This window comes from Streptomyces sp. DSM 116793 (assembly GCF_057320905.1).
This window is the reverse complement of record NZ_CM170494.1, coordinates 684,667-705,101: the sequence shown is the minus strand read 5'-3', so window position 1 is coordinate 705,101 and position 20,435 is coordinate 684,667. Positions and strand designations below refer to the sequence as shown.

Genomic DNA, 20,435 nt, shown 5'->3' with positions numbered 1-20,435 from the left:
CACGGCGGATCACGGTTTCCTCCCACGGACCGACGGACCCCACATGTACACGCTCTTCTTCCGCCTGGCCTTCCGCCGTATGGACCCCGAGCGGGCCCACCGGATGGCGTTCTCCTGGATCCGGGGGGCGGCCCGCGTCCCCGGGCTGCGCCGGCTGCTCGCGGCCCTCCTCGGGCCGCACCGGCCCGAGCTGCGCGTCGAGGCCTTCGGCCGCAGGATGCCGGGCCCGCTGGGGCTCGCCGCCGGCTTCGACAAGAACGCGGTCGGCATCGACGGGATGGCGATGCTCGGCTTCGCCCACGTCGAGATCGGCACGGTCACCGGGGAACCGCAGCCGGGCAACCCCCGCCCGCGCCTCTTCCGGCTCACCGGCGACCGTGCGCTGATCAACCGGATGGGCTTCAACAACGAGGGCTCGGCCGCCGTCGCAGCCCGGCTCGCCGCCCGCCGTGCCGTCCTGCCGGCCACGGTCGGCGTCAACATCGGCAAGACCAAGGTCGTCCCCGAGGAGGAGGCGGAGGGCGACTACGTGACGTCCACCGAGCGCCTCGCGCCCCATGCGGACTACCTGGTCGTCAACGTCTCCTCGCCGAACACCCCGGGGCTGCGCAACCTCCAGGCCACGGACCGGCTGCGGCCGCTGCTGACCGCCGTGCGCGCGGCCGCCGCCCGCAGCGTCCCGGAGCGCCGGGTGCCGCTGCTGGTGAAGATCGCGCCCGACCTGGCCGACGCCGACGTGGACGCGGTCGCGGACCTGGCCCTGGAACTGGGCCTGGACGGCATCATCGCCACCAACACCACCATCGCGCGCGACGGCCTCGGCCTCACCGCGGGCCCCGCGCTCGTCCGGCAGACCGGCGGGCTCTCCGGCGCGCCGCTGAGAACGCGCTCCCTGGAGGTTCTGCGGCGCCTGCACGCGCGCGTGGGCGACCGGATGACCCTGGTGGCCGTCGGCGGCGTGGAGAGCGCCGAGGACGCCTGGCAGCGGATCCTCGCCGGCGCCACCCTGGTGCAGGGCTACACCGCCCTGATCTACCGGGGCCCCTTCTGGGCGCGCTCCGTCCACCGGGGCCTGGCGGCCCGCCTGAGCGCCTCCCCGTACGCCACCCTGGCCGAGGCGGTCGGCGACCCGCGGCACCACCTCCAGAGCCCCGTACCACCCATGTGAGGAGTCCCACATGACCCCGGAACCCTTCGGAGCACGGCTGCGCCGCGCCATGGACGAGCGCGGCCCGCTGTGCGTCGGCATCGACCCGCACGGCTCGCTGCTCGGCGACTGGGGCCTCGGCGACGACGTCCAGGGCCTGGAGCGCTTCAGCCGCACCGTCGTCGACGCCCTGGCCGGCCGGGTCGCCGCGCTGAAGCCGCAGAGCGCCTTCTACGAGCGTTTCGGCGCCCGTGGCATCGCCGTCCTGGAGAAGACCGTCGCGGCCGCCAGGGAGGCCGGCGCGCTGGTCGTCATGGACGCCAAGCGCGGCGACATCGGCTCCACCATGGCGGCCTACGCGGAGACCTTCCTCCACAGGGACGCGCCGCTGTTCGCCGACGCCCTGACCGTCTCGCCGTACCTCGGCCACGGCTCCCTGCGGCCGGCCTTCGACCTGGCCAGGGAGAGCGGCTGCGGGCTCTTCGTGCTGGCGCTCACCTCCAACCCGGAGGGCGCCGAGGTCCAGCACGCCAGGCGCCCGGACGGCCGCACCGTCGGGGCGGCGGTGCTGGCCCGGCTGGCGGAGGAGAACGCGGGGGCGGCCCCCCTCGGCTCGTTCGGCGCGGTCGTCGGCGCCACCCTCGGCGACCTCTCCTCGTACGACCTCGGGATCAACGGGCCGCTGCTCGCCCCCGGCATCGGCGCCCAGGGCGCGACGCCGGCCGACCTCCCGGGGGTCTTCGGCGCCGCCGTGCGCAACGTGGTCCCCAGTGTCAGCCGCGGAGTGCTGCGCGCCGGCCCCGATCCGGCCGCGCTGAGGGCCGCGGCGGCCCGGTTCGCGGATGAAGTACGCGCCGCCGTGGCCATCGGATGACGTCTTCCCTGGTCGGTTCGGTGGCGGATCGGACAGAAAACCGGGGTTTTTTGTGTAAAATGTCCGGCTCGGCAAAGGCTGACCAGGACTTTTCGTCTGTTCTCGCTGACTGAAGCGGACTTGGCCGCTAGTCTCCGTCGAGTGGGGGCGCCTCCCACGCCCCTACGACAGTGGGGGAGCACGGGCAAACGCGTTGCTCGTTGCTCCTCAGGTGTGGGGCGACTAGGTTCCTCACCGGTCCGTATCCAACAGTTCGACATCCGAGGTGACGTAGGCGTGGCTCTTCCGCCCCTTACCCCTGAACAGCGCGCAGCCGCGCTCGAAAAGGCCGCCGCGGCTCGCCGGGAGCGGGCCGAGGTCAAGAATCGACTCAAGCACTCCGGCGCCTCGCTCCACGAGGTGATCAAGCAGGGCCAGGAGAATGACGTCATCGGCAAGATGAAGGTCTCCGCGCTGCTCGAATCCCTGCCCGGCGTGGGCAAGGTCCGCGCCAAACAGATCATGGAGCGGCTCGGGATCTCCGAGAGTCGTCGTGTGCGCGGTCTCGGCTCGAACCAGATCGCATCCCTGGAGCGAGAGTTCGGCGGCAACGCCGCCTGACGTCCCGGCCCCGTACGCGAAGCTGGATAATCGCTGCATGGCTGCAACATCCCGGGGGACGTCCCCCGTACCCCCGGACGCACGTCCGCGGCTGACCGTGCTCTCCGGCCCCTCGGGGGTCGGCAAGAGCACGGTCGTCGCGCATCTACGCAAGGCACACCCCGAGGTCTGGCTCTCGGTGTCCGCCACCACCCGCAGGCCCCGGCCGGGTGAGCGGGACGGCGTCCAGTACTACTTCGTCACGGACGACGAATTCGACAAGCTGATCGCCAACGGCGAGCTCCTGGAGTGGGCCGAATTCGCCGGCCACCGCTACGGCACCCCGCGCGGGGCCGTGCTGCGCAGGCTGGAGGCGGGCGAGCCCGTCCTCCTGGAGATCGACCTGCAGGGCGCCAGGCTGGTGCGCGAGTCCATGCCGGACGCCCAGCTGGTCTTCCTGTCCCCGCCCTCCTGGGACGAGCTGGTGCGCAGGCTGACCGGCCGCGGCACCGAGTCCCCCGAGGTCATCGAGCGCCGTCTCCAGGCGGCCAGGGTCGAGCTCGCCGCGGAGTCGGAGTTCGATGTGACCTTGGTCAACACCTCCGTCGAGCATGTGGCCGGTGAGCTGCTAGCCTTGATGGACGTTGTGTGATCGATGTCCGCTGTGTCCGGCGCCTCACACTGATCATCTCCCCATCTTCCGGAAGGTAGCGCGTGTCCTCTTCCACCACCGCGCCCGAGGGCATCATCAACCCCCCGATCGACGAGCTCCTCGAGGCCACCGACTCGAAGTACAGCCTCGTGATCTACGCGGCCAAGCGCGCCCGCCAGATCAACGCGTACTACTCGCAGCTCGGCGAGGGCCTCCTCGAGTACGTCGGCCCCCTCGTCGACACCCATGTCCACGAGAAGCCGCTCTCGATCGCCCTGCGCGAGATCAACGCCGGCCTGCTGACGTCCGAGTCCGTCGAGGGCACGGGCCAGTAGCCCGGCCCGCGGGCCACCGCCGGCGAGCGGCCGGGTGGTGACGTTCCGCGGTTCCACCGTGACACCAGGGGCCCGGCAGCACCGCTGCCGGGCCCCTGGTGTGTCCTCGGCCCGTGCCTGTCACCCCCGTGGATGTCACCGGGGGTCCGTGGTGTGTCATGGGGAATGTCGGAGGTCCGTAGGGTTCCGGAGGAATGCTCCGGGTGAGATCGGGGGCAAGGATCCGGTCAAGGTCCGGTGAGAGGCTCGGGCGGGAGCCCGCGGAAGGCTCCGATCCGGTTCCGGGGGAAGGCCCCGGATGACGCGAAGGCTCCGGAGGAGGCTCCGGACGCAGGCGGGGAGGCACGGTGGACAGGCCGAAGGTGGTTCTGGGGGTCAGCGGCGGCGTCGCCGCCTACAAGGCGTGCGAGCTGCTGCGCCGGCTGACCGAGTCGGGCCATGAGGTGCGGGTGGTGCCGACCGACTCCGCGCTCCGGTTCGTGGGCGCCGCGACCTGGTCCGCGCTCTCCGGGAACCCCGTCGCCACCGAGGTCTGGTCCGACGTCCACGAGGTCCCGCACGTCCGCATCGGCCAGTCCGCCGACCTGGTGGTGATCGCCCCCGCCACCGCCGACCTGCTCGCCAAGGCCGCCCACGGCCTGGCCGACGACCTCCTGACGAACACCCTCCTGACCGCCCGCTGCCCCGTCGTCTTCGTCCCCGCCATGCACACCGAGATGTGGGAGCACCCGGCCACCCAGCAGAACGTCTCCACACTGCGCCGCCGTGGAGCCGTCGTCATCGAGCCCGCCGTGGGCCGCCTCACCGGTGTGGACACCGGCAAGGGCCGCTTCCCCGAGCCCTCCGAGATCTTCGAGCTCTGCCGTCGGGTGCTCGCCCGCGGCCTGGGCCCTGCGGACCTCGCCGGGCGGCACGTCGTGGTCAGCGCGGGCGGCACCCGGGAGCCTCTCGACCCGGTGCGCTTCCTCGGCAACCGCTCCTCCGGCAAGCAGGGCTACGCCCTCGCCAGGGCCGCCGCGGCGCGCGGCGCGGGCGTCACCCTGGTGGCCGCGAACACGGCCCTGCCCGACCCGGCCGGGGTGGACGTCGTGCGCGTCGGCACCGCACTCCAGATGCGCGAGGCCGTGGTGAAGGCGGCCGCCCAGGCCGACGCCGTGGTGATGGCCGCCGCCGTGGCCGACTTCCGGCCCGCCGCCTACGCCACCGGGAAGATCAAGAAGGAGGAGGGCAGGGACCCGGAGCCCGTCGCGCTGGTCCGCAACCCCGACATCCTCGCCGAACTCTCCGCCGACCGCCCCCGGCCCGGCCAGATCGTCGTCGGCTTCGCCGCGGAGACGGACGACGTCCTGGAGAACGGCCGCGCCAAGCTCCGCCGCAAGGGCTGCGACCTGCTCGTCGTCAACGAGGTGGGCGAGAGCAAGGCTTTCGGTGCGGAGGAGAACGAAGCGGTGATCCTCGGCGCGGACGGCACCGAGACTCCCGTGTCCCGGGGTCCCAAGGGCGCCCTGGCCGACGTCGTCTGGGACCTGGTGGCGGCCCGCCTCAGCTGAGCCGCGCCCCGGCGCGGGGGCGCCATTGCCCGGCTCCACTCGCGTGTGCGGCTCCACCTCGCGGGTGCGCTCGGCCCCGGCAGGGGCGCGGGGAACACCGGCAGGTGGCCGGGCAGGACCGCAAGGGGGCTCGCGCCGGTGGCCCGCCGCAGGCGACGTGGGAGCTGGTCGCGCGGTTCCCCGCGCCCCTTTCAGCGCGCCTGGGGAAGCCCCGCCGGTGGGGGGAGCGGCCCTGTCGGGCACTGGGGTACCGCCGTCGGCCGGCGGGCCGGACGTGGCAGTCGGGGGAGGGGTGGTGCACACCCGCTCCCCGGCGCACTGGTCCGCCACCCAGCCGGTGACCTGGCGAAACACCGAATGAACACGCTGTGTAGAACCAATGCGCCCGAAAACGATCCGGGGTGGCGTGACCCCGCCCGGCCCCCGCCGTCGTATCGTGGTCCGGATCGACCGGCGCGCGCCCGCCCAAGTGGCGAGACGCCCGGGCCGCGGGCGATTTTGCCCGATAAACTGTTCACGGACGCCGCCGGGCGCAGCCCCTGGCCCGTCCACAAAGATCAGCCAGCAGCCGCTGCAACCCCAGGGAGCGATGTGTCCCGCCGTCTCTTCACCTCGGAGTCCGTCACCGAAGGTCACCCCGACAAGATCGCTGACCAGATCAGCGACACCATCCTCGATGCGCTCCTGCGGGAGGACCCGGCTTCCCGGGTCGCCGTCGAGACCCTGATCACCACCGGCCAGGTCCATGTCGCCGGGGAGGTCACCACCCAGGCCTACGCACCCATCGCCCAGCTGGTGCGCGAGAAGATCCTGGAGATCGGTTACGACTCGTCGAAGAAGGGCTTCGACGGCGCCTCCTGCGGCGTCTCGGTGTCCATCGGCTCCCAGTCCCCGGACATCGCCCAGGGCGTCGACACGGCGTACGAGACGCGCGTCGAGGGCGCCGAGGCCGAGCTCGACGAGCTGGACCGGCAGGGCGCCGGTGACCAGGGCCTGATGTTCGGCTACGCCTGCGACGAGACCCCCGAGCTGATGCCGCTGCCGATCCGCCTGGCGCACCGCCTCTCCGAGCGCCTCTCGGAGGTCCGCAAGAACGGCACCATTCCCTACCTCCGACCGGACGGCAAGACCCAGGTCACCATCGAGTACGACGGCGACAAGGCGACCCGCCTCGACACCGTCGTGGTCTCCTCGCAGCACGCCAGCGACATCGACCTGGAGTCGCTGCTCGCGCCCGACATCCGCGAGTTCGTCGTCGAGCCCGAGCTGAAGGCCCTCGTCGACGACGGCATCAAGCTGGACACCGACGGCTACCGCCTGCTGGTCAACCCCACGGGACGCTTCGAGATCGGCGGCCCGATGGGTGACGCGGGCCTGACCGGCCGCAAGATCATCATCGACACGTACGGTGGCATGGCCCGGCACGGTGGCGGTGCGTTCTCCGGCAAGGACCCGTCCAAGGTGGACCGGTCGGCGGCGTACGCGATGCGGTGGGTCGCCAAGAACGTGGTCGCCGCGGGCCTCGCGTCCCGCTGCGAGGTCCAGGTCGCCTACGCCATCGGCAAGGCGGAGCCCGTCGGCCTCTTCGTCGAGACCTTCGGCACCAACGCCGTGGACACGGAGAAGATCGAGGCCGCGATCGGCGAGGTCTTCGACCTCCGCCCCGCCGCGATCATCCGGGACCTGAACCTGCTCCGTCCGATCTACGCCCAGACGGCCAAGTACGGCCACTTCGGCCGCGAGCTGCCCGACTTCACCTGGGAGCGCACGGACCGCGTGGACGCCCTCCGCTCGGCAGCGGGCCTCCTGTAACCCTCCCGCCCACCGGACGCGCCCCGGCGCCCCGGTGCGATCGGCCCAAGCCGGCCCGGCAGCCCTTCAAGGGGTGCCGGGCCGGCTCCGTTCTCTCCCGGCCGGGGCCTCGCGGGGACGGGCGCCGAGGCCGGCGTCCGGTCGGGTGGGGGAGGGGTTCGTTAGGGCCGGGGAGTGTCGGTGGTCTCTGGTAGGAATGCTGGTGTGAGCAGCGACAACGGGCAGGGTGGCGGTGCGGCGGGAGGCGTGCCGCCGGAGCAGCTTGCGCTGATCCGGGAGAGCGTGCGCAAGGCCGGTACACCGCGGGCCAAGCCGCGGACCTGGCGGGGGGCGGAGCTGGCGGAGCGGCTGCCGGTGGCGCGGGTGGCGGTCGACAAGGGCGTGCTCCATCTCGACCGGTACTTCGACTACGCGGTCCCCAAGGAGCTGGACGAGCAGGCGCAGCCGGGGGTGCGGGTGCGGGTGCGGTTCGGCGCCGGGGGCCGCCGGGTGCAGGGCGGGCGCCGTGAGGGCGGCGGGCTCGTGGACGGCTTCCTGGTGGAGCGGGTCGCCGAGTCCGACTACTCGGGGCCGCTGGCGGCGCTCGCCCAGGTCGTCTCGCCGGAGCCCGTGCTCGACGCCGAGTTGCTGGGCCTGGCCAGGACCGTCGCGGACCGCTACGCGGGCAGCCTCGCGGACGTGCTCCAGCTCGCCATCCCCCCGCGCAGCGCCCGCGCCGAGTCCCGGCCCTCGCCCGAGCCCGCCCCGCCGCCCCCGGTGCCCGACGCGGGCCCCTGGGAGCGTTATCCGCGCGGCCCCGCCTTTGTCGAGGCGCTCGCCACCGGCGGTGCTCCACGGGCCGTGTGGAACGCCCTGCCGGGCCCGCAGTGGGCCGATGCGCTGGCCCACGCGGTGGCGGCGACGCTGTCCTCGGGCCGGGGCGCCCTGGTCGTGGTGCCCGACTGGCGCGCCGTGGCCCGGGTGGACGCCGCCCTGACGGCCCTGCTCGGCGAGGGTCGTCATGCGGTGCTGACCGCGGAGGCGGGCCCGGAGAAGCGGTATGCGCAGTGGCTCGCCGTGCGCCGCGGCTCGGTGCGTGCGGTGGTGGGCACCCGGGCGGCGATGTTCGCACCCGTGCGGGACCTGGGCCTGGTCGCCATCTGGGATGACGGCGACGACAGCCACAGCGAGCTGCACGCCCCGCAGCCGCACGCCCGCGAGGTGCTGCTGCTGCGCGCCGCGCACAGCGGCTGCGGCTTCCTGCTGGGCGCCTGGGGCTGCACGGTGGAGGCGGCGCAACTCGTCGAGAACGGCTGGGCGCTGCCCCTGGTCGCCGACCGGGAGCAGGCCCGCCGTGCCGCGCCCCTGGTGCGTACGGTGCAGGACACCGACCTCGCCCGAGACGAGGCGGCCCGCGCCGCCCGGCTGCCCAGCCTGGCCTGGCAGGCGGCCCGCGAGGGGCTGGCGAGCGGCCCGGTGCTGGTCCAGGTGCCCCGGCGGGGGTACGTGCCGCGGCTGGCCTGTGAACGCTGCCGTACTCCCGCCCGCTGCACGCAGTGCGCAGGACCGCTTCAGGCGGCGTCCGACGGGTCGCTGCGGTGCGGTTGGTGTGGCCGGGGCGAGCCCGCGTGGCACTGCACGGAGTGCGGCGCCTTCCGGCTCCGTGCCCAGGTGGTGGGGGCGCGCCGGACGGCCGAGGAACTGGGCCGGGCGTTCCCCTCGGTGCCGGTGCGGACCTCCGGGCGTGAACAGGTCCTGGACACCGTCCCGGGCAGCCCGGCGCTCGTGGTCAGCACGCCCGGCGCCGAGCCCGTCGCCGAGGGCGGCTACGCGGCCGCGCTGCTGCTGGACGGCTGGACGATGCTCGGCCGCCCCGACCTGCGGGCCGGCGAGGACGCGCTGCGCCGCTGGATCGCCGCGGCTGCGCTGGTGCGGGGCGAGGAGGCGGGCGGCACCGTCGTGGTCGTCGCGGAGCCCACCCTGCTGCCGGTGCAGGCCCTGGTGCGCTGGGACCCGGTCGGGTTCGCGGTCCGGGAGCGTACGGAGCGGGAGGAGCTGGGCTTTCCTCCGGTGTCGCGGATGGCGTCGGTGACCGGACCGCCGGACGCGGTGGCCGGCTTTCTCGCCGAGGTCGAGCTGCCGGGTGACGCACAGGTGCTCGGCCCGGTGCTGCTGCCGGTCAGTCCCCCGGGAAGCCCCCGCCGGACCGGCGCCCCGCCGCCAGGGGAGCAGTGGGAGCGTGCCCTGATCAGGGTTCCCCAGGGCAGCGGCGCCGCGCTCGCCGCCGCGCTGAAGTCGGCCCAGGCGGCCCGCTCGGCGAGGTCCTCCCGTGGGGCTGCGGAGCCGGTGTGGGTGCGGATCGATCCGCCGGACATCGGCTGAGGGGTGCGGGGCTGGGGGCTCTGTGCCGTATGCCTCCGGTGGGGCCGCCCGTTGCCCCGGGTGGGCCGCCCGTTCCGGCGGGCGATCGTTTCCGGTGGGCCGCCTGTGGGCGGTGGGTCGCCTGTGGGCGGTGGGCTGTCCGGTGTCGTCGGCTGGCAGCGATTCGCAACGCCCGGGTCGGGCCCGGCCGCGCGACGGGAACCGTGGCCCAAGACGGCCTCGGGCCACGGCGTACCGCCGGGCCCCCGGCCTACTCGATCCGCGGCCGGTGCCGCCGTGCCCCCGGAACCAGCCCGTGGCACCCCGGCCCGGCCGGCTCCCGGGTCGTACCGCCGGGCCCCGGGCAGCAGCCCCGAGTCGGCCTCCGGTCCGCGCCGGCCGCCACGGAGCCCCGCCGGTCCGCGGCGTCCCTCAGGGGTGCCGCGGACCGGGGAAGGCACCCGGTCGGGGCTCATCGCGCAGTGGGGTGCCGCCGGGAGTGGGCTGACCGGGCATCGAGCGGGCGGCCGGGACCGAGGGCAGCCCACCGGTGAGGGGGAGCGGATGCGTCCCGGCGGCCTGGGTGTCGGTGCCACGCTCGGCCTCGGCGGCGGCCTGGGCCGCGGCGCGGCGGGCGCCGTAGCGGCGGTGCACCGCCTGCTTGGTGACGCCGAGCGCGGAGCCCACCGCGTCCCACGAGAAGCCCAGTGAGCGGTCGAAGTCCACCGCGGCCGTGACCAGGGTCTCCACGCTGTCGCGGAGCTCCTGGGCGAGGCGGACGGTCGGGGCGGGCGCCCGGCCGTAGACGACGAAGCCCGTGGCGGGGCCCGAGCGCCGCGGGCGGTATACGTTGCCCAACTGGGCGGTGAGGGTGCGCAGTGCGTCCACCTGCCGGCGGACCCGCTCGATGTCCCGCACCAGCAGATGCAGGCTGGCGCGAGCCTGGGCGTCGTGGGTTGCGTGGTCGGCCATGGACAAGCCTCTCGAACCGGCGTCGAAAACGGGTCGGGCCGCGTACGCGGCCCATCTGGTCAACTCTCTCTTGACCAACGCGCCACTCCCTGTGTGGTCACGGTGACGGGGCGCAGCGGCATATGCGACCGCGCACGCAGCGCGTCCGCCTGGAGCACCGCACGCGGACGAGCCCCGGGGCGGCGCCCCCGGGTGCGTCGCCCCCTCGGTCAGCGGATCCTGGGGCTCCGCCCGGCCCCCGGGGGGAGCCGCGTGCTCAGTGGGGCTCCGCCCCGCCCCCGGGGAGAGCTGCGTGCTCGGACGTCAGCGGCCGGTACGCCGGGCGCTGACGCGGGGACTCCGCCCGGGGCTTGGCCGGGTGCCCCGCCGCGGGAGTCGTGGTTGGTCGCATAGTTCCCGGCCCCGTGGGGCTGCGACGCTGTCGGGCCGCGCTCCCCTCGGGCCCGCCCCATCGCCGGGTGGCCGGGGACGGGATCCGGAGGACCTCCGCCTGGTGGCCCGTCACAGCCACGTCGTGGTGGCCCGTCACAGCCACGTCGTTGTCACGGCGTCCGCGGACCCCGGCGACCGGACGCGGCCTAGACTGGTGCGCTGCCGTGCGCCCCCGTGCCACGGCACGCGCACGCCCCGACGCTCCCGCCCGAGAGGCCGACAGCCACCGATGAAGCTCGTCTTCGCAGGCACCCCCGAGGTCGCCGTTCCCGCCCTGGACGCCCTGATCGCCTCCGAGCGGCACGAGGTGGCCGCCGTCGTCACCCGCCCCGACGCGCCCGCGGGCCGCGGCCGCAGGCTGGTCGCGAGCCCCGTCGCGGAGCGCGCGGAGGAGGCCGGCATCGAGGTCCTGAAGCCGGCGAAGCCGCGCGACGAGGCGTTCCTCGACCGGCTGCGGGAGATCGCGCCGGACTGCTGCCCCGTGGTGGCCTACGGCGCGCTGCTGCCCCGGGTGGCGCTGGACATCCCGGCGCACGGCTGGGTCAACCTGCACTTCTCGCTGCTGCCGGCCTGGCGCGGCGCGGCGCCCGTGCAGCACGCCGTCATGGCGGGCGACGAGATCACCGGCGCCTCCACCTTCCAGATCGAGGAGGGCCTGGACTCGGGCCCGGTGTACGGCACGGTCACCGAGGCGGTCCGCCCCACCGACACCAGCGGCGACCTGCTCACCCGGCTGGCCCTGGCCGGCGCCGGGCTGCTGGTGGCCACGATGGACGGCATCGAGGACGGCACCCTCAAGGCGGTGCCGCAGCCGGCCGAGGGCATCACCCTCGCGCCCAAGGTCACGGTCGACGACGCCCGGGTGGACTGGACGGCACCGGCACTGCGCGTCGACCGCGTGGTCCGCGGCTGCACGCCCGCGCCCGGCGCGTGGACCGTCTTCCGCGGCGAACGGCTGAAGCTGGTGCAGGTCGCGCCGGCGCGGGACCGCACCGACCTGGCCCCGGGCGAGCTGGCCGCCGGCAAGAACCACGTCCTGGCGGGCACCGGCTCGCACGCCGTGGAGCTGCTGTGGGTGCAGGCGCAGGGCAAGAAGCCGATGCGCGGCGCCGACTGGGCCCGCGGCGTGCGCATCGCCCCGGGCGAACGGCTGGGCGGCGGCGACGTAGTCTGAAGGGTACGGGCAGCCTGCCCGGCTCAGGAACATCAGCGGAGCACTTTTGACCAGCCAGCACGAGCCGCCCGGCCGGCGCCGGGCACCCGGCGGCCCCCGGACGGGGAAGCAGCACAAGCCGTACCGCCGTCCCAAGAGGGACCCCGTCCGCATCCTCGCGTTCGAGGCGCTGCGCGCGGTCGACGAGCGGGACGCGTACGCCAACCTCGTCCTGCCCCCGCTGCTGCGCAGGGCCCGTGAGAAGGGCGAACTCGACGGCCGCGACGCGGCCCTCGCCACCGAGCTGGTGTACGGCACCCTGCGCCGCCAGGGCACCTACGACGCCGTGATCGCGGAGTGCGTCGACCGGCCGCTGCGCGAGGTCGACCCGCCGGTGCTCGACGTGCTCAGCCTCGGCGCGCACCAGCTCCTCGGCACCCGGATCCCGACGCACGCCGCGGTGTCCGCCTCGGTGGAGCTGGCCCGGGTGGTGCTCGGTGACGGGCGCGCCAAGTTCGTCAACGCCGTGCTGCGCAAGATCGCGCAGGACGACCTGGACGGCTGGCTGGCCCGCGTGGCACCACCGTACGACGACGACCCCGAGGACCACCTCGCCGTGGTGCACGCGCACCCGCGCTGGATCGTCTCGGCGCTCTGGGACGCCCTGGGCGGCGGCCGCTCGGGCATCGAGGAACTCCTCGCGGCCGACAACGAACGGCCCGAGGTGACCCTCGTCGCCCGCCCCGGCCGCGCCACCACCGACGAGCTGCTGGCGGCACTGGACTCCCCGGCCGCGCATCCGGGCCGTTGGTCCCCGTACGCGGTACGGCTCACCGAGGGCGGCGAGCCGGGCGCGCTCGACGCCGTCCGGGAAGGGCGCGCGGGGGTGCAGGACGAGGGCAGCCAGCTGGTGGCCGCGGCCCTGGCGGCGGCCCCGCTCGACGGCCCCGACCGGCTCTGGCTGGACGGCTGCGCGGGCCCCGGCGGCAAGGCGGCGCTGCTGGGCGGTCTCGCGGCCCAGCGCGGCGCCACCCTGGTCGCCGCCGAGAAACAGCCGCACCGCGCGGGGCTGGTGGCCCGGGCACTGTCCGGCAATCCCGGGCCGTACCAGGTGGTCACCGCGGACGGCACCCGGCCGCCGTGGCGGCCCGGCAGCTTCGACCGGGTGCTGGTGGACGTGCCCTGCACCGGCCTCGGCGCGCTGCGCCGCCGCCCCGAGGCCCGCTGGCGCCGCCGCCCCGACGACCTGGACGGCTTCGCGCCGCTCCAGCGCGAACTGCTGCGCTCGGCGCTCGCGTCGGCGCGCCCCGGCGGCGTGGTCGCCTATGCGACCTGCTCCCCGCACCTGGCCGAGACCAGGGCGGTGGTCGACGACGTCCTCAAACGGGACGGCGGCGCCCGGCTCATCGACGCGCGACCGCTGATGCCCGGAGTGCCGTCGCTCGGCGAGGGCCCCGACATCCAGCTCTGGCCGCACCTGCACGGCACGGACGCGATGTACCTGGCACTGATGCGCAGAACGGACTGATGCACAGAACGACTGATGCGCAGAACGACTGATGCGCAGAACGGACTGATGGGCGGAACCACGCTCATGGGCAGAGCGCGCTGCCGGGCAGACCGCACACGCACGACGGACTGCCGCGCGCCGCGGTCAGGCACGGCGCACTGCGGCGCACGGCGGAGGCACAGACGGAGTGAGCCCGCGGGCCAGGACGGAGTGACGCACGGAGCGCACGCGCAGAACGGATACGCGGGGCGGACTGCCGCGCAGAACGGACTCTTGGGAAGAACCGACTGACGCGCGGCACGGGCTGGGGAGTTGAGGCGGACGTCGCGGCCGCCCGGGCGGACTCCGGGCGCGGCGGCCGGGGCGGGGCATGGCAGGCTTGGGGCATGGCCCCGCAGATCAACCCCAGCATCCTGTCCGCCGACTTCGCGCGCCTCGCCGACGAGGCAAGGGCGGTGGAGGGCGCCGACTGGCTCCACGTCGACGTCATGGACAACCACTTCGTCCCCAATCTCACGCTCGGTGTCCCGGTCGTGGAGTCCCTGGCCCGGGCCACGGACACCCCGCTGGACTGCCACCTGATGATCGAGGACGCCGACCGCTGGGCCCCGCAGTACGTGGAGGCGGGCGCCTCGTCCGTGACGTTCCACGCGGAGGCCGCCGGGGCCCCGGTCCGCCTGGCGCGCGAGATCAGGGCGAAGGGCGCCCGAGTGGGCATGGCCCTCAAGCCCGCCACCCCCATCGAGCCCTACGAGGACCTGCTTCCGGAACTCGACATGGTGCTGATCATGACGGTCGAGCCGGGCTTCGGCGGGCAGGCGTTCCTCGACATCATGCTGCCGAAGATCCGCCGCACCCGGCAGCTGATCGGCAAGCACGGCCTCGACATGTGGCTGCAGGTCGACGGCGGGGTCTCCGAGAGCACCATCGAGCGGTGCGCGGAGGCCGGCGCGGACGTCTTCGTGGCCGGTTCCGCGGTCTACGGCGCCGCCGACCCGGCCGCCGCGGTCCGCGCCCTGCGCGACCAGGCCCGGACCGCCACGGCAGGCGCGGAGTGGGCCCCGGCGCACGGAGCGTGACCGCACGCCCGTCCGAGCCTCCCGACCACCGGAAGGCATCCGGGACAAGGGCGCGTGAACGCCGGCCATCAGGGCCGGTCGACCTTCCCCAGAGCCCGAAGGGCCTGGGAGGCACCCCCTGGGATCTGCAAGGATGAACGGCGGATCCGAGTGCGAACGACGACAAGAGCAGTGAGGAGATCGCCGTGTCCGGCATGTCGGCGGGTCGGCCTGCTCTGCGGATGGGACCCGCGGAGCTGGTACAGGCGGCGGCCATGGCCCGCCGCTTCTATCTGGAGGGCAAGTCCAAGATCCAGATCGCCGAGGAGTTCGGCGTGAGCCGCTTCAAGGTGGCCCGGGTCCTGGAGACCGCCCTCGAACGCGATCTGGTGAGGATCGAGATCAGGGTGCCCGCCGAGCTGGACGCCGAGCGCTCGGACGCGCTGCGCGCCCGCTACGGCCTGCGGCACGCGGTCGTCGTCGAGTCCCCGGCGGAGGCCCACGAGACCCCCGACCCGGAGAACCTCGGCGAGGTCGCCGCCGACCTGCTCGGCGAGCTGGTCACCGAGGGCGATGTACTGGGGCTGGCCTGGGGCAGGTCCACCATCCACATGGCCGCCGCCCTGGACCGGCTGCCGCCGTGCACGGTGGTGCAGCTCACGGGCGTGTACGACGCGGGCACGGCGGAGCGCGGCTCGGTGGAGGCGGTCCGGCGCGCCGCGCAGGTCTCCGGCGGCGAGGCCCACCCCATCTACGCCCCGATGCTGCTGCCCGACTCGGCCACCGCGGACGCGTTGCGGCACCAGACCGGGATCGCCCGCGCCTTCGAGTACTTCGACAAGGTGACCGTGGCGTGCGTGTCCATCGGCTCCTGGGAAGCGGGCATCTCCACCGTCCACGACATGCTCAGCGAGGAGGAGCGCTCGCACTACGCCTCGCTCGGCGTCGCGGCGGAGATGTCCGCGCACCTCTTCGACGCGGAGGGCCGCAGGGTCGGACGGGACCTGGGGGAGCGGTGCATCACCGTGGAGGCCGACCGGCTGCGCCGCATCCCCGAGGTCGTCGCGATCGCCGGCGGCCAGCGCAAGGGCCCCGCCATCGACGCGGTGCTCCGCTCCGGCCTGGTGACCAGCCTGGTCACCGACACCACCGCGGCCGACTTCCTGATGTCCACGGGACCCGCCCCGCACCCGGCCCTGGACCGCACGGACCCGGACAGCCACGCGGCGTGAGCCGCGGCCGCCGGGCCCGGCGGCACGCACCGAAGGTGGTGGACAGATGACGGACGCGCCGTTCGCCCCGGTCCTGGCGGCCCTGCGGACCACCGGCTGGACCGGCAGCGTCCTGGAGCTCGACGGGGTTACGGAGAAGGCGGCCTTCCTGGACCGCTGCGCCCGGGCGCTGGACGCCCCGGACTGGTTCGGGCGCAACTGGGACGCGCTCGCCGACGCCCTCAAGGACCTCTCCTGGCTCCCCGCGGCCCCCGGTCGGCTGCTGCTGGTCTCCGGCTGGCAGGAGTACGCGGCGGCGCGGCCGGGCGAATGGGCCACGGCCCAGGAGGTGTTCGCGGAGGCCGAGGCGCACTGGAGCGGCCGCGCCGGGGGCTTCTCCGTGCTGCTCACCGTGGGCGCGACGGGACGGGGCCGCGGCTGACCCAGCCGGGCTTGCCGCACGGTGCCTGAGCGGTGCCGGCGCGGCGCACGTGGCCGGCTCGTGCGGCGCTCGTGTTCCGGCTCGGGTCGCGGTTGGTGGGGTGTGCGTGTTCCGGCTCGGGTCGCGGTTGGTGGGGTGTGCGTGTTCCGGCTCGGGCCGCGGTTCGTGGGGTGCGCGTGTTCCGCCCGTGCGGCGGCCGCCGCGGCTGCCCGGGTGACGCCCGGCAGGCGGTTCGCCCGGATGTTCGCGCTCGGGTAATGTCTCCATGTAAGGCAGGTTCTCTGCCCCGGCACTGACAGTGAGGCCCCCGTACCGTGCGCGCACGGACCAGGTATCGGCGGGGGTGTTTTGTTGTGTCCGCGGGGTGGCCTGCGTCGCTTCGCATGAAAATGTGAGACGTATGCATTTCCTTGAGCCCGGCACCGGCCGCCACGTGACCTCGCCCCCGGTCTCCTACGACCTGACCTACGACGACGTCTTCATGGTGCCGAACCGCTCCTCGGTCGTCTCCCGGCAGGACGTCGACCTCTCCTCGCCGGACGGCAGCGGCACCACGATCCCCCTGGTCGTCGCCAACATGACCGCCATCGCGGGCCGCCGGATGGCCGAGACGGTCGCCCGCCGCGGCGGCCTCGCCGTCATCCCGCAGGACATCCCGATCGAGGTGGTCGCCGACGTCACCTCCTGGGTCAAGCAGCGCCACCTCGTGTTGGACACGCCCATCGTGCTCGGCCCCACGCAGACCGTCGCCGACGCCCTCGCCCTGCTGCCCAAGCGCTCCCACGACGCCGGTGTCGTCGTCGACGAGGAGCACCGGCCGGTCGGCGTCGTCACCGACGCCGACCTGAGCGGCGTGGACCGCTTCACGCAGCTGTCCGAGGTGATGTCCCGCGACCTCCTGCTCGTGTCCGCCGACATCGACCCGCGCACCGCCTTCAACAAGCTGGACGCGGCCAACCGCCGCTTCGCCCCCGCCGTGGACGCGGACGGCAGGCTCGCCGGCATCCTCACCCGCAAGGGCGCCCTGCGGGCCACCCTGTACACCCCCGCCACCGACGTGTCCGGCCGGCTGCGGATCGCCGCCGCCGTCGGCATCAACGGCGATGTCGCGGGCAAGGCCAAGCAGCTCCTGGACGCCGGTGTGGACACCCTTGTCGTCGACACCGCACACGGCCACCAGGAGTCCATGCTGAACGCCCTCAGGGCCGTGCGGGCGCTCGACCCTCAGGTGCCGCTGGTCGCCGGCAACGTCGTCTCGGCCGAGGGAGTGCGGGACCTCATCGCGGCCGGTGCGGACATCGTCAAGGTGGGCGTGGGCCCCGGCGCCATGTGCACCACCCGGATGATGACCGGCGTGGGCCGCCCCCAGTTCTCCGCCGTCCTGGAGTGCGCCACCGAGGCACGCGCGCACGGCAAGCACGTGTGGGCCGACGGCGGTGTGCGGCATCCCCGCGACGTCGCCATGGCGCTCGCCGCCGGCGCCTCCAACGTCATGATCGGTTCCTGGTTCGCCGGGACCCACGAGTCGCCCGGCGACCTCCAGCAGGCCGCGGACGGCCGCTTCTACAAGGAGTCGTTCGGGATGGCCTCCGCCCGCGCGGTGCGCAACCGCACCGTGGAGGAGTCGGCGTACGACAGGGCGCGCAAGGGGCTGTTCGAGGAGGGCATCTCCACCTCCCGGATGTACCTGGACCCCTCCCGCCCCGGTGTGGAGGACCTGATCGACTCGATCATCGCGGGGGTGCGGTCCGCCTGCACCTACGCCGGTGCGGCCTCGCTGGAGGAGTTCGCCGGGCGGGCGGTCGTGGGGGTGCAGAGTGCGGCGGGGTATGCGGAGGGTAAGCCTCTGCACGCGAGCTGGAGCTGAGCCACCTGGCGGTGGCGGGGGCGTGACCGCCGTTCGCCGCTCGGCGGCCGAGGCCGTGAGTGCCGGCCGGTGAGGGCGGCGCGCCGTTGCCACCCGCCGGTGGCGGGGGCGGTGGAGGCGTCCCTTCGGGCGGTGAGGGGCCCCGGGTTTCGTCGTGGCTCGGTGCGCGGCACCCCGCGGTCCTTCGGGGTGGCTGGGGTGCTGTGGTGGGCCGCCGGCTGTCGTGGCTTGGCGCGCGGGTCCTCGCGGCCCCTTTGAGGGTCGCGATCCAGGACCGCGCAACGAACGGTCGCGTGAGGTGGGGCGTGCGCAATGGTCTTGTGCCGATGCGCAAGGCTGCTGCATTACGATCGGGAAGGCCCGGCTCGTAAGGTCATGCGCTGTACGCGGCGCGGTGGGTGTCGGCGGCGCGGCGCGGTCCGCACGTGAGGCCGCCCCGGTGCCCACCGTGCCAGATCCCGCAGTGACCAAGGAGCCAGCGCGTGCCCGACCACGGCGCCCCCACGCTCAGCCCCCGCCGACCCGGTGCCCCGCCCACGCCCCGCGACCTCCGGATGATGCGCCGCAAACCGGTGGAGCTGCTGGTCGCAGAGGGTGGCCGGGGTGCGGGCGGCACCCTGCGGCGGTCCCTCGGACTGACCCAGCTCACCATGATCAGCGTCGGTGCCACGCTGGGCACGGGGATCTTCGTGGTGCTCGGCGAGGCCGTGCCCGAGGCGGGCCCGGCCGTCACGCTCTCCTTCGTGGCGGCCGGTCTCACGGCCTTCTTCTCCGCGCTCTCGTACGCCGAGCTGGCCGGCACCATCCCCGTCTCGGGCTCCTCGTATTCGTATGCGTATGCAACGCTCGGGGAACTGGTCGCCTGGATCTGCGGCTGGTGCCTGATCCTTGAGTACGGGGTGTCGGTCGCCGCCGTCGCCGTCGGCTGGGGCCAGTACCTCAACGAGCTGCTCGACGGCACCCTCGGCGTCACCCTCCCCGAGGCGCTCTCCGCCCCGCCCGGCGACGGCGGTGTCTTCAACCTGCCCGCCCTCGCCGTCGTGCTGCTCGCGATGGCCTTCCTGCTCGGCGGGGCACGGGAGTCGGCGCGCGTCAACACCGTGATGGTCGGGGTGAAGATCGCCGCACTGCTGCTGTTCTGCGGCATAGGCGTGGCCGGCGTCCGGTCCGGCGACTACACGCCGTTCATGCCGCTCGGCATGGCAGGGGTGAGCGGTGCCGGCGCCACCCTCTTCTTCTCGTACATAGGCTTCGACGCGGCCTCCACCGCCGGCGAGGAGGCGAGGGACGCCCAGCGTGACCTGCCCCGGGCGATCATGCTCTCGCTCGTCGTGGTGACAGCGCTCTACGTGCTGGTGGCCGCGGTGGCCGTGGGCGCCCGGCCCTGGCGGAGCTTCGCCGGGTCGGAGGCGACGCTCGCCACGATCATGAAAGACGTCACCGGGCAGTCGTTCTGGGCCACGCTGCTCGCCGGAGGCGCGGTGGTCGCCATCGCCAGCGTGGTGCTGACCGTGCTCTACGGCCAGACCCGCATCCTCTTCGCGATGTCCCGGGACGGCCTGGTGCCCCGCGTCTTCTCCCGCGTCCACCGCGGCACCGGTGTGCCCCGCGCGAACACGGTGATCGTCTCACTGTTCTGCGGTGCGCTGGCCGCGGCCGTCCCGCTCGGCAGCCTCGCCGACGCCACCAGCATCGGCACTCTCTTCGCCTTCGCGCTCGTCAACGTCTCCGTCGTGGTGCTGCGCCGCACCAGGCCCGCGATGGCCCGCGCCTTCCGGGTGCCGCTGTCGCCGCTGCCGCCCGTCCTCGGCTTCGCCTTCTGCGTCTGGATGATGTCCGGCCTGTCCCGGGTCACCTGGGTGGTGTTCGGGATCTGGATGGCCGCGGGGATCGTGTTCTACTTCGTCTACGGCCACCGCCGTTCCCGCCTCGCGACGCGAGCGGCTCCACTGAGCCCGAGCCCCGAGCAGCCCGATCACCCCGAGCAGCCCGAGCAGGCCTGGGCAGACCGACCGGACCGAGCAGAGAAGTGACCCACCGCCCGTGCGACTGAACGATCTCGACGAACGCATCGTGCACGCCCTCGCCGAGGACGCCCGCCGCTCCTACGCCGACATCGGCCAGCTCGTCGGGCTCTCGGCGCCCGCCGTGAAGCGGCGGGTGGACCGACTGCGCACCACCGGCGCCATCACCGGGTTCACCGTACGGGTGGACCCGGCCGCCCTGGGCTGGCAGACCGAGGGGTTCATCGAGCTCTACTGCCGCAGCAACACCTCTCCGGAGGCGATCCAGCGGGGCCTGGAGCGGTATCCGGAGGTGGTGTCGGCGTCCACGGTCACCGGTGAGGCCGACGCGGTGGTGCAGGTCTTCGCCGAGGACATGCGGCACTTCGAGCAGGTGCTCGAGCGGATCGCGGGGGAGCCCTTCGTGGAGCGCACCAAGTCCGTGCTGGTGCTGTCGCCACTGCTGAGGCGGTTCTCGTCGGGGGCGCCCGGCTGACC

Annotated in this window: 17 protein-coding genes; 16 read left to right on the top strand and 1 reads right to left on the bottom strand. The window is 74.1% G+C overall.

Going from position 1 to position 20,435, the window contains the following annotated elements:
* Positions 1 to 43: 43 nt before the first annotated feature.
* The 8 genes from ACSMXW_RS03050 (at position 44) to ACSMXW_RS03015 (ending at position 9,310) form a co-directional block, all read left to right on the top strand.
* On the top strand, positions 44 to 1,168 hold the full coding sequence (locus ACSMXW_RS03050; protein WP_485803835.1) for a quinone-dependent dihydroorotate dehydrogenase: 1,125 nt from the start codon (positions 44 to 46) through the stop codon (positions 1,166 to 1,168).
* 10 nt (positions 1,169 to 1,178) lie between these two features.
* Complete coding sequence (gene pyrF, locus ACSMXW_RS03045) at positions 1,179 to 2,021, top strand: orotidine-5'-phosphate decarboxylase (protein WP_485803833.1); 843 nt, start codon at positions 1,179 to 1,181, stop codon at positions 2,019 to 2,021.
* Positions 2,022 to 2,297: 276 nt separating this feature from the next.
* Entirely contained in the window at positions 2,298 to 2,621 is a 324-nt protein-coding gene (locus tag ACSMXW_RS03040) for an integration host factor (RefSeq protein WP_069814075.1), read from the top strand.
* Positions 2,622 to 2,658: 37 nt separating this feature from the next.
* Positions 2,659 to 3,252, top strand: coding sequence for a guanylate kinase (gene gmk, locus ACSMXW_RS03035; RefSeq protein ID WP_485803831.1), 594 nt, complete (start codon positions 2,659 to 2,661; stop codon positions 3,250 to 3,252).
* A 62-nt stretch (positions 3,253 to 3,314) separates the two neighbouring features.
* Entirely contained in the window at positions 3,315 to 3,587 is a 273-nt protein-coding gene (gene rpoZ / locus ACSMXW_RS03030) for a DNA-directed RNA polymerase subunit omega (protein WP_485803829.1), read from the top strand.
* A gap of 347 nt (positions 3,588 to 3,934) precedes the next feature.
* Positions 3,935 to 5,137 carry a bifunctional phosphopantothenoylcysteine decarboxylase/phosphopantothenate--cysteine ligase CoaBC gene (gene coaBC, locus ACSMXW_RS03025; RefSeq protein ID WP_485803827.1) on the top strand — a complete coding sequence of 401 codons (1,203 nt, stop codon included), beginning with the start codon at positions 3,935 to 3,937 and terminating at the stop codon, positions 5,135 to 5,137.
* A gap of 591 nt (positions 5,138 to 5,728) precedes the next feature.
* Entirely contained in the window at positions 5,729 to 6,949 is a 1,221-nt protein-coding gene (metK, locus tag ACSMXW_RS03020; RefSeq protein ID WP_485803826.1) for a methionine adenosyltransferase, read from the top strand.
* A gap of 204 nt (positions 6,950 to 7,153) precedes the next feature.
* The gene (locus ACSMXW_RS03015; RefSeq protein ID WP_485803824.1) at positions 7,154 to 9,310 is read left to right on the top strand and encodes a primosomal protein N'; all 2,157 of its coding nucleotides are present in this window, start codon (positions 7,154 to 7,156) and stop codon (positions 9,308 to 9,310) included.
* Between the two features lie 411 nt (positions 9,311 to 9,721).
* Here ACSMXW_RS03015 and ACSMXW_RS03010 read toward each other — a convergent pair whose 3' ends face one another.
* Positions 9,722 to 10,261, bottom strand: a complete 540-nt coding sequence (locus ACSMXW_RS03010; RefSeq protein ID WP_485803822.1) for a hypothetical protein — start codon at positions 10,259 to 10,261, stop codon at positions 9,722 to 9,724.
* Between the two features lie 661 nt (positions 10,262 to 10,922).
* Here ACSMXW_RS03010 and fmt point away from each other — a divergent pair.
* The 8 genes from fmt (at position 10,923) to ACSMXW_RS02970 (ending at position 20,433) form a co-directional block, all read left to right on the top strand.
* The gene (gene fmt, locus ACSMXW_RS03005) at positions 10,923 to 11,867 is read left to right on the top strand and encodes a methionyl-tRNA formyltransferase (protein WP_485803821.1); all 945 of its coding nucleotides are present in this window, start codon (positions 10,923 to 10,925) and stop codon (positions 11,865 to 11,867) included.
* Between the two features lie 46 nt (positions 11,868 to 11,913).
* Positions 11,914 to 13,374 (top strand): RsmB/NOP family class I SAM-dependent RNA methyltransferase, encoded by a 1,461-nt coding sequence (locus ACSMXW_RS03000; protein ID WP_485803819.1) that lies wholly within the window; start codon positions 11,914 to 11,916, stop codon positions 13,372 to 13,374.
* Between the two features lie 368 nt (positions 13,375 to 13,742).
* Complete coding sequence (gene rpe / locus ACSMXW_RS02995) at positions 13,743 to 14,435, top strand: ribulose-phosphate 3-epimerase (protein ID WP_485803817.1); 693 nt, start codon at positions 13,743 to 13,745, stop codon at positions 14,433 to 14,435.
* Between the two features lie 194 nt (positions 14,436 to 14,629).
* Complete coding sequence (locus ACSMXW_RS02990) at positions 14,630 to 15,646, top strand: sugar-binding transcriptional regulator (protein WP_485807745.1); 1,017 nt, start codon at positions 14,630 to 14,632, stop codon at positions 15,644 to 15,646.
* Positions 15,647 to 15,692: 46 nt separating this feature from the next.
* Positions 15,693 to 16,067: a barstar family protein gene (locus ACSMXW_RS02985; protein ID WP_485803815.1), complete on the top strand. Its 375-nt coding sequence runs from the start codon at positions 15,693 to 15,695 to the stop codon at positions 16,065 to 16,067.
* Between the two features lie 400 nt (positions 16,068 to 16,467).
* Positions 16,468 to 17,934, top strand: a complete 1,467-nt coding sequence (locus ACSMXW_RS02980) for a GuaB1 family IMP dehydrogenase-related protein (protein WP_485803814.1) — start codon at positions 16,468 to 16,470, stop codon at positions 17,932 to 17,934.
* A 482-nt stretch (positions 17,935 to 18,416) separates the two neighbouring features.
* Positions 18,417 to 19,967: an amino acid permease gene (locus ACSMXW_RS02975; RefSeq protein ID WP_485803812.1), complete on the top strand. Its 1,551-nt coding sequence runs from the start codon at positions 18,417 to 18,419 to the stop codon at positions 19,965 to 19,967.
* A gap of 10 nt (positions 19,968 to 19,977) precedes the next feature.
* The gene (locus ACSMXW_RS02970; protein ID WP_485803810.1) at positions 19,978 to 20,433 is read left to right on the top strand and encodes an Lrp/AsnC family transcriptional regulator; all 456 of its coding nucleotides are present in this window, start codon (positions 19,978 to 19,980) and stop codon (positions 20,431 to 20,433) included.
* Positions 20,434 to 20,435: the final 2 nt, after the last annotated feature.